Here is a 14,038-nt window from a genome sequence, read left to right on the forward strand (position 1 = left end):
GTCTTTGGCTTAGAATTACGGCGTAACTATGAGTTTAAATGACATGATTCTGCCACGGTTAAACAGGCTGAAACGTCAGCCAATACTATCAAAATACTTATTGATGGAGCGCGTCACTGACTTCAAGACTTTCTTGCGGTGATTTGCAGAATTTAGCAGGTTTTCATCCCGGACATTTGAGAGGAAGCCCATCTCTAAAAGCACAGCAGGCACATCAGGCGCTAGTAAAACATAATATCCTGCGCGTCTGTGGGAGTTCCTGATCATTCTCGTCGAACTCCCTAACCCTTCGACAAGATAATCTGCAAATTTTTCAGACTGGGTGGATGTACTCCGTTGCGCAAGGTCTACTAAGATGTCACCAACAGAGTCGCTTTGATCGGTCAGATCAACATCCATAATCCAGTTTTGAGAATTGACGATACGTTTTGAGCGGTTCTTGGCCCGGTCCGCCAGCGTATAAACTGTCGCGCCGCGGGCGGATTTGTTTCCTGCCGAGTCTGCATGTATGGAAATAAATAGATCCGCACCTCCCGCTCTGGCAATTCTTAAGCGCTCTTCATGCTCGACATACACGTCTTTTGTCCGCGTAAGAATAACATCATAACGGCCAGTCGCGAGTAATTGACGCTGTAATTCTCTTGCCGAGGCTGTCGTGATATCTTTTTCCTGCGTACCTTTTTGGCCGATAGCGCCGGGGTCACGGCCCCCGTGCCCAGGATCAATGACAATAACGGGCTTGCGGGAAACTTTGACAATCCCGCGCGGTGCAAGGCGGGGATATGGCACTTGGTTCTCAAAGTAACGCGGCCTAACTTTTCGGGGCGCTTTTGCTTGAGCGGTAGAGGCGGACGTTTTGACAGCTTGGTTAAGCGTCAGCGTGATCACCCTTCCCTCAACCAAGCGTGTTTTCATCTGCGTTCCGGGTTCCAGATCAACCACAGCCCGAAAGCCCTGACCTCTGGCGGCGAGGCGTATGCGCCGCACGGCTCCTCGGCCTTTAATGATGTGTCCGCCCGTTTTGAGGGTTTTGCCGTCAATATTCATGCCGCCATCAGCGATATCAATAACAATGCGGGGGGATTCGCCGTCTATAGTAAAAATTTTGGGCACAACGGGGGCGGATAACTCCAGGATCACGCTTCGCGATTCAAAGCCAATATTCGTCAAAGTCTGCGCCACTGCAAAAGGCGCAAACCCGGCCCATATCATCAGGCTAAAGAGAAATGTCACGACATGACGTAGCATAGAGCAGTAATGCCCCAATTATGGTGAACAGAGCGTTACTTTTAGGTGCTAAATAAGATGACAAATGCTTTGCGCCACACACTGAAATAGGGCACACTACATAGACGTAGAGGAATCTAAGCGCGAAGATGCGCCCGCAATCGCGGTTTTCCTTTACGACGTGCCATCGATACTAAGTCTTTCGGCACATAATGAAAGTTACTATGCACGCTGCTAACGCATATATGATGTCCCACACGGCCAAGGCCGGGACCGTTGCGCGTGCCGTAAACCCCAATACACACACTTATTTATCAGAGCCCCTTTCCGCCCCGCCATTTGCGCGAGATGACGGAAGGCCGAGGCTCTTTGGAGAATACCATGACAAAGAAAATGCTTATCGACGCCTCCCACCCGGAAGAAACACGCGTCGTTATCGTAGATGGCAACCGCGTTGAAGAACTGGACTTTGAAAGCCGCAATAAACGGCAATTAAGAGGCAACGTCTATCTGGCCCGCGTCACGCGCGTCGAACCCTCACTTCAGGCCGCATTCGTAGAATATGGCGGCAATCGCCACGGCTTTTTGGCGTTCAGTGAAATCCACCCGGATTATTACCAAATCCCGCATGAGGATAAGCTCGCATTACTCGAAGCTGAAGAAGCCGCGCAAAAGGAAGCAGACGCCGAAGACGAAGACGACATTCATGAGGACGGCGAGGCTGAAGAGCTTGAAGCCGATGAAAATGTCGATCCTGACTCCGATGATGTCGCCGATGCCAATGATGAGGAAGTCGCCGAAGAGCAGGTCAAAGTCGCATCTTCGCGCCGCAAGCGTCAATCGCGCCGCCGTTATAAAATCCAAGAAGTCATCAAGCGCGGCCAAATTCTGCTGATCCAAGCCGTGAAAGAAGAGCGCGGCAATAAAGGCGCGGCGATGACAACATACTTGTCACTTGCAGGACGTTATTGCGTGCTTATGCCCAACACAGCGCGGGGCGGCGGAATTTCGCGCAAAATAGCCAATGGATCAGACCGCAAACGGCTAAAATCCGTCATGAGCGAGCTTGAAGTCCCGCAAGGCATGGGCGTCATCGTCCGAACAGCGGGGGCCAAACGCACAAAAGCCGAAATCAAGCGCGATTATGAATATCTGTCGCGTCTCTGGGATGAAATCCGAGATACGACCCTGAAATCCATCGCGCCGGCCCTCATCCATGAGGAAGGCAATCTGGTAAAACGCTCTATCCGTGACCTCTATAATAAAGAGATCGAGGAAGTTCTTATAGAAGGCGACACCGCTTATAAAACGGCCAAAGCTTTTATGAAGATGCTGATGCCGAGCCACGCGAAAAATGTGAAAGCTTACAAAGACGATATTCCGCTTTTCCTCAGATATAATGTCGAGCGCCAGATCGAGGACAGCTTGAAATCCGTCGTTCAGCTTAAATCCGGTGGCTATCTTGTGATCCACCCTACCGAAGCGCTTGTTTCTGTGGACGTCAACTCAGGCCGCTCGACCAAAGAGCGCAATGTTGAGCGCACGGCGCTAAAGACAAATACCGAAGCCGCCGAAGAAGTGGCGCGTCAAATGCGATTGCGCGATCTTGCAGGACTTATCGTGATCGACTTTATCGACATGGATGAGCATAAAAATAACCGCGCGGTTGAACGCGTCATGAAAAACGCGCTGTCCCGTGACCGCGCCCGTGTTCAGACCTCTCGCATTTCACAATTCGGTCTCATGGAAATATCTCGTCAGCGCCGCCGCCGCAGTCTGCTCGAAGGCTCAACAGCGCATTGTGAACATTGTGAAGGCGTGGGCCGTAAACGCACCATCGAATCCTCTGCTCTCGCGGCCATTCGCGCGGTCGAAGAAGTAGGCGTTCGCGGCAAAGCCAAACGTGTGCGCCTCAAAGTTAGCTCTGATGTCGCGCTTTATATTTTCAATGAAAAACGCGATTTGCTGCAACATGTGGATGACACATCAGGCTTGTTCACTGAACTTGTCGGCGATGAAGAGCTTATCCGTCCCTCATATGAGATTGAAGTCATTGAGAAATCCAAAGGTGATGGCCCCGATCCGCTTGAAGAGATCGAGAAAGAGTTCCGCAAGCAGCGTCATGAGCAGAAGAAACGTCCTAAGAAACGTGACAAAGACGAGGCAGATGAGGACGAATCCGAAGATAATACGGAGTCTCGCGAGCATGATGATGACGGTGACGGTGAAGGCCGCAAGAAGCGCCGCCGCCGCAGAGGACGGCGCGGAGGACGCGGTAAACGCCGTGACGAAAATGCCGCGCAAGATGAGGCAGGTGAGAACACATCTGTTGATGAGTCAGACGCAGATCAAAGCGATGAAACTGACGCTAAGCCGAAATCTCGTCGTGGTCGCCGCAAAGCTCCGGGTAAACAAAAAGAAGAGGCGAGCCTAGAAGCCGCAGAAGATACGGCACAAGATGAGAAGCCCAAGCGTGGACGCCGTAAAGCTCCGGCCAAAAAAGCAAAGCCTCAAGCGGCCGTAGAAATGGCTGAGGAGACCAAACCGAAACGTGGTCGCCGCAAAGCCCCCACGAAAGAGGCGAAAAAAGAAGAAACAGAACCTGCACAATCTTCTGAGAAAACTGAAGACGATGCCCCCAAAGCGCGGTCTTCTGCGCGGCGTAAGGCTCCTGCGAAAAAGGCATCTGACGAACCCGCTAAAAAGGCGGCGACGCGTAAGCGTGCGGCCAAAGCGCCCGAGGTTAAGGAAAGCGTCACGAAGATGAAGTCTAAAGCTCCGGCCCGCCGCAAGGCTCCAGGGAAAGCGGCTCCGACTGAACCCACAGAAGAAACGTCAAAAGCGAAGACTAAGGCTCCTGCGAAAAAGGCCGCGCCAAAGAAAAAGGCGGAAGAGGCAGTTGCGGCGAAGGCCAAAACCCCGGCTAAGCGTAAAGCGCCAGCTCGCAGAAAAGCCCCCGTTAAGAAAGCCCCTGCCAAGAAGACGGCAGCTCAAAAGAAGGTGGCTCCTGCAGCGGAAAAAACAGAGGCCAAGGCCACAGCTAAAAAAGCGCCGGCCAAGAGAAAGGCGCCAGCTCGCAAAAAGGCTCCTACGAAACAAGACGCCCCAAAAGCTGAGACCCCGAAACAAACTGCGAAAAAAGCTCCGGCCAAAGCTGCACCTGCAAAGATGGACGAAGCCGCTGCAAGCCCGGCACGGCGTAAAGCGCCAACGCGAAAAGCCGCAGCGGCGCCCGAACCCTCCATCAGCACAGACCCTGCGGATGTGAAAGAAACCAAACCCAAAAAGACCAAACGCAACTGGTTTGGCCTTAAAAAGAAATAGGAAGAGCATAACAAATGGGGGATAATGTCGGTACGGTTGTTGGTATTGATTTAGGAACAACCAACTCACTCATTTCGGTTTTTACGGATGAGGGCTCTGTCCTCATCCCAAATGGTTCGGGTAAATATTTAACACCCTCGGTTGTAGGACTTTCCGACAAAAAAGATATTATCGTTGGAGAGACTGCGCGGCACAGACTTGTATCACACCCAAAGCTTACGGCTGCACGTTTTAAACGCTATATGGGTACGCAACGTGAATTTAAGTTAGGTAAGAAGTCCTTCCGGGCAGAAGATCTTTCAGCCCTAGTTTTAAAATCACTAAAGTCAGATGCTGAAGCGCATTTAGGTTGCCCTGTAGAACGGGCAATAATTTCAGTTCCTGCCTACTTTAATGACGTACAACGAAAGGCCACTTATGCCGCCGGAAAAATAGCGGGACTAAAAGTCGAACGTCTTATCAATGAACCTACTGCTGCAGCTCTCGCATATGGCTTGAACAGTGTAGAAGAAGAAGACACATTTCTTGTAGTTGATCTTGGCGGCGGCACATTTGATGTCTCCATTTTGGAAATATTCAGCGGTGTAATGGAAGTTCGATCAAGTGCCGGCGACGCCTTTTTAGGCGGTGAAGACTTCACAGATGTCATCGTAAAAGAATTTGAAGCACAATTAGGCAAAGAGGCGGATAAACTTGATGATATAAAGAAAGGCCTTTTAAGAGATCTTGCTAACAGGGCTAAAATGAAACTTAGTCAATCAGATGATGTTACTGTTCGCTTTCAAAATAAGAAATCTGAAAAATCACTCACTCTCAAACGTGAACACTTTGAGGAAATCACTAAGAAGCTTCAAGACAGACTGCGAAAACCAATACAACGCGCCATAATGGATGCGGGAATGCGCGCGGAGGATATTGACCGTGTTGTAATGGTTGGCGGGGCGACGCGCATGCCTGTTATTCGTAAAATTGTCACGCGGTTATTAAAGGTTTTCCCAGAACATAGCCTAGACCCTGACGAAGTCATTGCTCTTGGCTCTGCCGTACAAGCCGGCCTATTGACCCGGCACAAAGCCCTTGATGAAATCGTTATGACGGATGTCTGCCCCTTTACACTGGGAACCGACGTAGCCGTTCAAACAAGCGCCACGACATATGAAACGGGTCACTTTCAGCCTGTTATTGAACGCAATACAGTTATACCCGCCTCGCGCGTTGTGCGGAACGCGACGTTGCAAAAGGGTCAGCAAAAACTCGAACTGACAATTTATCAAGGCGAGTCACCTCGTGTTATTGAAAATGTTAGGCTAGGCACGATAACAAAATATGTCCCCATCAACCATACAGGATATGAAGAGGTGGATATTCGATTTACCTACGATGTTTCAGGCGTTTTAGAAGTCCTCGTCACCTCTGTTTCAGATCAAAAAACGCAACGTGTTGTTATTGAAGGCAATCCAGGTAGTCTGTCTCAAAGCGATATCGATAAACGCTTTAAAGAGCTCGCAAAGTTGAAAATTCATCCTAAAGATAAATCAGAGAATGCCGAATTAATGGCGCGGCTCAAAGCCGCTTATGAAAGCCATTTGGGCGATTTAAGGACCCACATCAACCACCTCCTCACACAATTTGAAACTGTCTTAGAAAAGCAAAATGACACTGATATCCAGCTGATGCGCTCTGAACTGAGAACATGGCTAGATGAGCTTGATGCCGCGGACGTCTTTTAATGCAAGACTACTGGGAAGTATTGGGTCTTGATGAACCGCCCGCAGATTTAAAATCTGCGAAACGAGCTTATGCCGCCCAACTGAAAGTCACGCGCCCAGATGACGACCCAGAAGGTTTTATGTTACTGCGCGATGCGTTGGAAATAGCCAAGCAGGATATGTACCATAAGCTACATAATGCTGAGTTAGAGAAAGAAGCACAGACGGCACAAAATCAAACAGTGCAAGACGATGTGAGTGAGTTTCTTCATGAAGATCAACGCCCTGAGAATAGTAATGAAGTTATCAAGTTAGAAGCGGCGCCTACCGAAGCTAAGCAACTGGAATACCCCCGCTTTTATCCTGAAATTCAGGAGATCTTAAATGATCCGATACTGCGGAATGATAAAAACGCTTGGGAACAGCTTATTGAGAAAGCCCGTGAGACTTCTATTGATGATTATATTGACTTTGACATCTTACTCAGGCGCTATCTGCTCGACCTTTTGGGCTATTATGACGGCGACGCGAAGAAGCATAACAGAAACCGTAAACCTTCACTTATCTCAAGCTTTATTGCGACTTATATCTTCAAAGCAATGGAGTGGCATAAGGCCTCAGAAAGAGATTATGAAACACAAGCGGAACTGAACTGGTTACAGTCTGATTTGGATGTCATCCGTAATAATAAAGCGCCAGGTGTCCGGCCTGACGGGACAAAAACTGTAAGTACGACTGAAGATGACGGTATGAGCCCATGGGTCATTATTGGTATTTTCATCGCTGGATTACAGGTATTACGTTTATTAGTGAATGGTTTTAGCGGTAATGGTTTCTAACCCAATCCGCTACTCCATCTAAATAGCTCACCTTAGAACAATAAGGTGCTGCTGCTCCGTAAATTTACCGCGTTATACCCCCTTGCATCCCTTGGCGTTTTCCCATAAGTAGCGCCTCAAATAGGAATCCCTTGGCTCTACACCCCTTTTGCCGCCTCTTTGGGCGGCTGATTATTTTAGAGCCTATGAACAAGGTATAAGAAAATGAGTGTTGTTCTTGATGTAAATGTGCGTGAAAATACAGGCACAGGTAACGCCCGCGAAGCGCGTCGCAATGGCATGGTTCCCGGCGTTCTTTATGGCGGCGATGAAGGCCCTGTTGCAATTTCAATCAAACATAATGAAGTTTTGAAGGCTATTAACTCTGGTCAGTTCATTGGTAACATGATTGAGCTTGTCCATGACGGAAAAGGCCAAAAGGCTTTGACCAAAGATATTCAATTCCACCCAGTCACAGACGTTCCTGTTCATCTTGATTTTTATCGTGTGACAGCGAAATCCATCATTGAAGTCGAAGTCAGCGTAAACTTTACCGGCGAAGAAGAGTCACCAGGCATGAAGCAAGGCGGCGCGCTTAATGTTGTTCGTTATGCCATCGAAGTTAAATGTCCTGCGGGCGAAATCCCTGACAGTATCGAAGTCGACATCTCAAAAATGGAAATTGGCGACTCTATCCATATCTCAAGCATTGAGCTGCCAAAGAATGTGAAGCCATCCATTACGGATCGCGACTTTACCATCGCAACAATGCAAGAATCGCGTGCGGCTGTTGAAGCTGAGGATGAAGAGGGCGAAGAGGTTGCAGCCGACGAAGTTCCTGCAGCAGCTCAGTCTGACGACGCTGAGGGCGAAGGCTAAGCAAATTGCTTAGCTGGCTTCGCAGCCTCTTTGATACGTCAGAGCAAGCGGAGCCTGATATGCTTTTATGGGTAGGATTAGGAAACCCCGGTGCAAAATATGCCGGGAACCGTCATAATATCGGCTTTATGGTGATTGATGCGATTGGTGATGATCACAGCTTTCCATCCGAGAAAACTCAATTTAAAGGGTTATGCCGTTCTGGTATTATTGGCGGCAAAAAAGTACTTTCGTTGAAGCCGACAACCTTTATGAATGAATCAGGACAGGCTGTTCAAGCGGCCATGTCATTTTATAAAATTCCGCTAGATAATGTGACAGTCTTCCATGACGAACTTGACCTCGCACCCGGAAAATTTCGCATGAAGACAGGCGGCGGGATTGCGGGGCATAATGGTTTGCGCTCCATCCGCCAACATTGCGGAGAGAACTTTCACCGCGTGCGCCTCGGCATCGGGCATCCCGGCCATAAAGATAAAGTACATAGCTATGTGCTGTCTGACTTTGCCAAGGCCGAGCACGCTATCCGGGATGACATATGCAATGGCGCGGCCCGCTATGCAGAGCATTTGGCAAACGGTAATGGAGAGCTCTTTCAAACGCGCGTGACAGAATATATAAAAGGATAATCCCATGGGTTTTAAATGCGGTATTGTGGGCTTGCCCAATGTAGGAAAATCAACACTTTTCAATGCTTTAACTAAAACAGCTAACGCACAAGCGGCTAATTACCCCTTTTGCACGATTGAGCCGAATGTGGGCGATGTGGCTATGCCCGAGCCTCGCCTGAATGTTATTGCCGAAATTGGAAAGTCAGCGCAAATCATCCCGACTCGGATGAACTTTGTCGATATTGCCGGCCTCGTCAAAGGCGCATCCAAAGGCGAAGGCATGGGTAATCAGTTTTTGGCCAATATCCGCGAAACCGACGCAGTGATCTCTGTGCTGCGCTGCTTTGAGGACGAAGACATCACCCATGTTGATGGCCGCATTGATCCTATGTCTGATTTTGAGACGATTGAAACAGAGCTGATGCTCGCGGATTTGGAAAGCCTTGAAAAGCGCAAGGGTGGACTTGAGAAAAAGATCAAACAAAAAGATGCGGATGCACTGCAAACCATGCGCCTAATAGAGACCGCAATCGCAGTGCTCGAAGACGGTAAGCCCGCACGCACCGCCGAGATTGACGAGGACGATAAGAAAGCGTGGAAAATGCTGCAGTTGCTGACATCTAAACCCGTTCTCTATGTTGCTAATGTTGATGAAGAGAGCGCGGCGGATGGGAATGATTTTTCTGCCAAAGTGACCGCTCACGCAGAGTCCGAAGGGGCGCAATCGGTGATTATATCCGCCCAAATCGAATCTGAAATGGCGCTGCTCGATGACGAAGAACAAGCGGAATATCTCGGCGCCATTGGCCTAGAAGAACCAGGACTAAATCGCCTCATTCGCGCAGGATATGCCCTGCTCGGTCTGCAAACCTATTTCACGGTCGGCCCGAAAGAGGCCCGTGCCTGGACCTTCCAAAAGGGATGGACCGCGCCAAAATGTGCGGGCGTTATTCACGGCGATTTCGAAAAAGGGTTTATCCGGGCCGAAACCACGGCCTATGAAGACTATGTCGAACATAATGGTGAAAGCGGCGCGAAAGAGGCCGGTAAGGTCAGGCAAGAAGGCAAAGACTACATCGTCAAAGACGGAGATATAATGTTGTTCAAATTCAACGTTTGACACGGTCAATGGCTAATCCCGTAAAACAGTCTTATTTGCAATTTCTTAAGAGCTAAACGGCATATTACGATCTCTTTATGAGGTTCAATATGCGTCATTTAAAAATAATTTCGGTCTCTTTCGCGGCCCTAATGTGTGTGAGTGCGCCGTTAGCTGCACAAAATAAGGCTCCCTCACCTGTTCAGCTTGTCTTGGAAGAGCTCAATAAAACATCCGCTACATCCGCTCCGGCCAATAAGGGCCTGAACACGCCGTCCCAATTGAAAAGTTCTAATGCCTCAAACATAGCCGCAAAAGCCTTATTGAAAAGAGATTTAAAGCTTGAAGGCCAGAACACGAGCACACCCGAAGGCATTGACTTATTACAACTAAATATCGGCCAAGACTCGTCGGAATATAAAACCATGCGAGATAAGCTTACGGACGCTTATGGCGCGCCGAAGTCACAGCGCGGCGGTATAGAAATTTGGGAAATAGAGACAGCTAATGCCAGCTTTGAGCAGTCCAGGATGACAACCATAATGACAGGGCAGGATTCAGGCGGTTTTTTCGTAACTGTTGATCGGCGCGGCAATTCAGGCCGAACCCTCCCTCCGCCCAAACCGGTCCTCGCTGCGCCTCGCGCCGTTACAGCTCCGCAAGTGCTGACCCCTAGACGCCTTAAAATCGACCCTTCGGTAAGGGATTAGTTAGAGTGTTCCTTAATATGTTTGTTACCAAATTTCAGTATTTATGAGCTTCGTCACGGCATCGCAACCGGACTATGCGCATGTCTTGACGTGGAGATCTAAAATGAACCGCAGTTTTTTCAAATTTTGCAGCGCCATAGCGGCGTGTCTTATTGCGCTGATTTTTGGCACAAACCCTGCGCAGGCTCAAACCTTCAGTAACACGTCTGATGCGACCATTGGCGATTCAACACGTTGCGGCAATACGAATGTGACGCGAACCTTTAACGTCACCGGCATCGGCACCGTAAGTGATTTGAATGTCGGTTTTTTGGCGACTCATACATGGCGCGGCGACATTGTTGCCACCTTGCAATCACCGGCCCCCACAGCGACAACCGTAACCCTTATTGAATCAGATACAGCCAATACCGGCAATGATGATGATTATAATATCTTAATGGATGACGACGCATCTGTCGCGATTAACACCGGTTCTGCGGATGGTCCTCATAATGTAAATGCGCCGCTTTATCAGCACACTGTTACACCTAGCAATCCGCTCTCGGCATTTACAGGCCAGAATGCAGATGGAACTTGGGTTCTGACGATGTGTGATGACTTTAATACAGAAAACGGAACTTTCTTAGAGGCCTCTCTTATTTTCTCTAACCCGACCGGCGCAGATCTATCACTTTCATCATCAGTATCTGACAGCTTCCCTGAAACCGGGGAAACGATTACCTTGACCTATAACCTCACCAATAGCGGCCCTTCGACAACAACGGGCGTTACAGTGGATATCGACTTGCCGCCATTTCTGGACTTTACGTCTTCATCTGGAACGGGAAGCTATAATGAGGTCACTGGCATATGGACAATTCCGGGGACAGCGGGACTGGGAACAACCTCAATCACGCTAACAGCTGATGTTATCTCGCAAAGCAGCGGCACAGTCACAGCGGAAGTCGCCTCTTCGTCCCAAACTGACTCAGACTCTACTCCAGGCAATAATGACACCGGAGAAGATGATTATGACAGCACAACAATTTTTGTGCAGCCCCCGCCAACACCGCCCGCGATGAGCTGCCCGGCTGTTGATCAGTTCGTTCATGCATGGGACGCACCCGGAGGGACAAATGGTTGGAACTCAGGTGATATAACAAATAGCTACACTGCCGCAGGTGTGCCTTTGACCTTCACTATTTCAGGAGACACCGCTAACCTCGGGCAAATAAACGGTGTGAACAGTCCTGTCACTCAAGACACATATTCAGGGGGGCTAAGCCCTGCAGAATTTAGTATAGGCTTTGGTGCAGACCATAATAATACGTCAGAAGAGCTAGTTGTTACATTAGATATCAATGGAGGGACAGGTGTTCAGGAACTGCAATTTGCTGCCTTTGATGTTGACCAAGGGGGCTGGACAGATCGGCTAACCGTTACTGGAGAACTCAACGGAACAACTGTGTTCCCAACCTTAACGCCTAGCGCAAGAAACTATATTGTAGGTAATTCTGCGATTGGTCAGAACGGAAACGCCGGAAATGCGGATGGTACAGGTAATGTGACCGTCACATTCACTTCGCCTATTAATAGAGTGACTATAGCTTACGGAAACGATATTTCTGCGGGTCCTAACCCCGCCTTTCAAATCGTGGCTCTGCATAGTTTTACCATGTGCCCTCGCCTACTTGCGAATGTGACAGCTGTCAAAACGGTTGAAGTCTATGACCCCGCAAGCGCAGGGCTTTATATGACGCCTGGCAATGAAGTTCTTTACAGAATTACAGTCAATAACGATGCCTCAGCCACGGCTCAAGCAGAAGACATAGACTTATCTGATACGCTGCCTGGAAATGTGCGATTTGTATCGGCGACAACGACCGGCTTTACTGGCGGCTCATTTGGCTCACCGGCTCTGCCAGCCGCCAATACAGATTGTGATGGCGGGGCATGTGTGGTGCGTTTTTCCAATGCGACATTGCCTATTAACGCAACGGGTGAAATTCAGATTCGCGCCTTGATTAAGTAGCGTTCACTTTAGGCAATCAATCGAAAGTATTGCTCTGATTTTGCAAGAGCTTTTCAGCACGCTTACGTGTTATTCCGCCATAAGCCCAGCGGATCATAAAAAAGACGATAAGAAATATAACAAGGATAAATCCTCCTAGAATTGCGCCTAGAAGCGCGGCCCCGTTTCCATCGAGTGATATTTCTCCAAAGGCGCCGCCTAAATAAGCCAGCCCAATCAAAGCGATATTTATGACGGCAAAAATAAGAAAACTCCTCGACGTCAGAGCTTTACGTTCGGCCTCATCGGGGCCTCGCTGTTCCCTTTTTATGAAAAGCTCGCCAATGATCATCGCGGCTAAGAAAGGCGCAATCACGGCCCCTGAACTTCCCGCCGAGGATATAAATGTTGATATTACGCCAAACAGAATAAGCATACCGACATAGGAAAGCGCGAAATAGAGAAGGTAACTACTCAAAGGACGGCTCATTCTAATGTCCCTCAAATTTGACGAGGCTTGTTACAGGAATACCCATTCGCTCCAGTCTTTTAGTTCCGCCAAGCTCCGGCAAATCTATGACAAAGGCAGCACCGATTATGTTAGCTCCGGTGCGTTTTATGAGTTTGACTGTCGCTTCCGCTGTTCCCCCTGTTGCTATCAAATCGTCGATAATGACGACATTCTCGCCCTTGCGAATACTGTCCGCATGTATTTCGAGTGTGTCTTCGCCATATTCGAGCTGATAATCTTGCTCAAAGGTATCAAATGGTAATTTCCCTTTTTTACGCACGGGCACAAAACCCGCGCCGAGCTCATAGGCCACAGCGGTTCCAAAGGTAAAACCTCTCGCCTCTATACCTGCAATATTATCAACGTCCTTATGCTTATAGGGTTCGGAAAGCTGTATCACCGCTTCCGCCAAGGCGCGCCTATTGGTCAGTAGCGTGGTAATATCACGATACATGATCCCTGGTTTTGGAAAATCAGGAATGGTGCGAATGGCATCTTTCAGGTTCATTGATTGACCTTATCTGTCTCAGGTAAAATATGGGTCTCTATGAAGGCTTCGGCTTCCCAATCCTGGAAGTCAGGATCTGCCATAAGTTCAGAAATATAAGTATCTGACCGTGCTGTTCTGGGCAAGTCATAGCTAGCAAAACGTGTCGCGGCAGGGGTATAAAAGGCATCCGCGATCGACCAGTCATTAAACAAAAATGGTCCGTCATGACGCGAAAGCAGATCATCCCAAAGGGCCACCATTTCAGCTGCATCATCTAGGCAGTTCTGCGGCACAGGCTTTGAGGTTCGGCGGCGCAAATTCATGGGGGCCTCATTGCGCAAGGCCTGAAATCCCTCATGCATCAATTTTGTAACGCGCTGAGCCTCAGCCTTTTCTTTGGGATCTGTTGGCCAAAGATTTGGTACTGCTTTGGCGCAAAACTCCGATATAGCCAGACTGTCGGGCAGCATATCGTCATTGATTTGTAGAACAGGCACCGTGCCCGCATCCGTCAGAGCCAAGAGCTTGTCTTTATAACCGGGAATATCCAGATCAATCACCTGTTCTTCAAAGGGAAGTTCAGCTTTGCGCAGAACTAACCAAGGCCGAAGTGACCAAGAGGAATAATTATAATTTCCGATATAAAGTTTCAAAGACATAATAAAAT

At 48.9% G+C, this 14,038-nt stretch carries 12 protein-coding genes; 8 read left to right on the forward strand and 4 right to left on the reverse strand.

All coding sequences use genetic code 11. The features are described from left to right. Window positions 1-75 precede the first annotated feature (75 nt). On the reverse strand, window positions 76-1,248 hold the full coding sequence (locus F569_RS18670; protein WP_051279152.1) for an N-acetylmuramoyl-L-alanine amidase: 1,173 nt from the start codon (window positions 1,246-1,248) through the stop codon (window positions 76-78). Window positions 1,249-1,608: 360 nt separating this feature from the next. Here F569_RS18670 and F569_RS16145 point away from each other — a divergent pair, with 360 nt between their 5' ends. The 8 genes from F569_RS16145 to F569_RS16155 all read left to right on the forward strand — a co-directional run bounded on the left by F569_RS16145 (window position 1,609) and on the right by F569_RS16155 (window position 12,391). Continuing rightward, a complete protein-coding gene (locus F569_RS16145; protein ID WP_154813615.1) occupies window positions 1,609-4,551 on the forward strand; it encodes an Rne/Rng family ribonuclease in 2,943 nt (980 codons plus the stop codon). Between the two features lie 14 nt (window positions 4,552-4,565). Beyond that, window positions 4,566-6,281 carry a molecular chaperone HscC gene (locus tag F569_RS0102695; protein WP_026940935.1) on the forward strand — a complete coding sequence of 572 codons (1,716 nt, stop codon included), beginning with the start codon at window positions 4,566-4,568 and terminating at the stop codon, window positions 6,279-6,281. Continuing rightward, complete coding sequence (locus F569_RS0102700) at window positions 6,281-7,099, forward strand: hypothetical protein (RefSeq protein ID WP_026940936.1); 819 nt, start codon at window positions 6,281-6,283, stop codon at window positions 7,097-7,099. Before F569_RS0102695 ends, F569_RS0102700 begins: the two co-directional genes overlap by 1 nt. Before the next feature lie 204 nt (window positions 7,100-7,303). Next, window positions 7,304-7,957: a 50S ribosomal protein L25/general stress protein Ctc gene (locus tag F569_RS0102705; protein ID WP_026940937.1), complete on the forward strand. Its 654-nt coding sequence runs from the start codon at window positions 7,304-7,306 to the stop codon at window positions 7,955-7,957. Window positions 7,958-7,962: 5 nt separating this feature from the next. Beyond that, a complete protein-coding gene (gene pth / locus F569_RS16150) occupies window positions 7,963-8,586 on the forward strand; it encodes an aminoacyl-tRNA hydrolase (protein ID WP_233353575.1) in 624 nt (207 codons plus the stop codon). Window positions 8,587-8,590: 4 nt separating this feature from the next. Further along, a complete protein-coding gene (gene ychF / locus F569_RS0102715; RefSeq protein WP_026940938.1) occupies window positions 8,591-9,688 on the forward strand; it encodes a redox-regulated ATPase YchF in 1,098 nt (365 codons plus the stop codon). An 89-nt stretch (window positions 9,689-9,777) separates the two neighbouring features. After that, on the forward strand, window positions 9,778-10,377 hold the full coding sequence (locus F569_RS0102720) for a hypothetical protein (RefSeq protein WP_026940939.1): 600 nt from the start codon (window positions 9,778-9,780) through the stop codon (window positions 10,375-10,377). 103 nt (window positions 10,378-10,480) lie between these two features. Next, window positions 10,481-12,391, forward strand: a complete 1,911-nt coding sequence (locus tag F569_RS16155; RefSeq protein WP_051279156.1) for a DUF11 domain-containing protein — start codon at window positions 10,481-10,483, stop codon at window positions 12,389-12,391. Window positions 12,392-12,407: 16 nt separating this feature from the next. On the opposite strand, the gene F569_RS0102730 is transcribed toward F569_RS16155, so the two are convergent. The 3 genes from F569_RS0102730 to F569_RS0102740 are packed head-to-tail and all read right to left on the reverse strand — an operon-like array spanning window position 12,408 to window position 14,030. Continuing rightward, window positions 12,408-12,860: an ABZJ_00895 family protein gene (locus F569_RS0102730; protein ID WP_026940940.1), complete on the reverse strand. Its 453-nt coding sequence runs from the start codon at window positions 12,858-12,860 to the stop codon at window positions 12,408-12,410. 1 nt (window position 12,861) lies between these two features. Continuing rightward, window positions 12,862-13,389, reverse strand: coding sequence for an adenine phosphoribosyltransferase (locus tag F569_RS0102735; RefSeq protein ID WP_026940941.1), 528 nt, complete (start codon window positions 13,387-13,389; stop codon window positions 12,862-12,864). Next, window positions 13,386-14,030: a glutathione S-transferase gene (locus tag F569_RS0102740; protein WP_051279158.1), complete on the reverse strand. Its 645-nt coding sequence runs from the start codon at window positions 14,028-14,030 to the stop codon at window positions 13,386-13,388. The genes F569_RS0102735 and F569_RS0102740 overlap by 4 nt, the downstream gene beginning before the upstream one ends. Window positions 14,031-14,038 lie beyond the last annotated feature (8 nt).

Origin of the sequence: Hellea balneolensis DSM 19091 (genome assembly GCF_000428525.1) — a bacterium.
Taxonomy (GTDB): Bacteria; Pseudomonadota; Alphaproteobacteria; order Caulobacterales; family Maricaulaceae; genus Hellea; species Hellea balneolensis.

What these genes read in the sequence shown, in the direction of transcription:
- F569_RS0102705 (WP_026940937.1), top strand. Translation starts at nt 7,304, where the DNA reads ATGAGTGTTGTTCTTGATGTAAATGTGCGTGAAAATACAGGCACAGGT.
- F569_RS0102700 (WP_026940936.1), top strand. Translation starts at nt 6,281, where the DNA reads ATGCAAGACTACTGGGAAGTATTGGGTCTTGATGAACCGCCCGCAGAT.
- F569_RS0102735 (WP_026940941.1), bottom strand. Translation starts at nt 13,389, where the DNA reads ATGAACCTGAAAGATGCCATTCGCACCATTCCTGATTTTCCAAAACCA.
- F569_RS0102740 (WP_051279158.1), bottom strand. Translation starts at nt 14,030, where the DNA reads ATGTCTTTGAAACTTTATATCGGAAATTATAATTATTCCTCTTGGTCA.
- F569_RS0102695 (WP_026940935.1), top strand. Translation starts at nt 4,566, where the DNA reads ATGGGGGATAATGTCGGTACGGTTGTTGGTATTGATTTAGGAACAACC.
- F569_RS18670 (WP_051279152.1), bottom strand. Translation starts at nt 1,248, where the DNA reads ATGCTACGTCATGTCGTGACATTTCTCTTTAGCCTGATGATATGGGCC.
- F569_RS16155 (WP_051279156.1), top strand. Translation starts at nt 10,481, where the DNA reads ATGAACCGCAGTTTTTTCAAATTTTGCAGCGCCATAGCGGCGTGTCTT.
- ychF (WP_026940938.1), top strand. Translation starts at nt 8,591, where the DNA reads ATGGGTTTTAAATGCGGTATTGTGGGCTTGCCCAATGTAGGAAAATCA.
- F569_RS0102720 (WP_026940939.1), top strand. Translation starts at nt 9,778, where the DNA reads ATGCGTCATTTAAAAATAATTTCGGTCTCTTTCGCGGCCCTAATGTGT.
- F569_RS0102730 (WP_026940940.1), bottom strand. Translation starts at nt 12,860, where the DNA reads ATGAGCCGTCCTTTGAGTAGTTACCTTCTCTATTTCGCGCTTTCCTAT.
- F569_RS16145 (WP_154813615.1), top strand. Translation starts at nt 1,609, where the DNA reads ATGACAAAGAAAATGCTTATCGACGCCTCCCACCCGGAAGAAACACGC.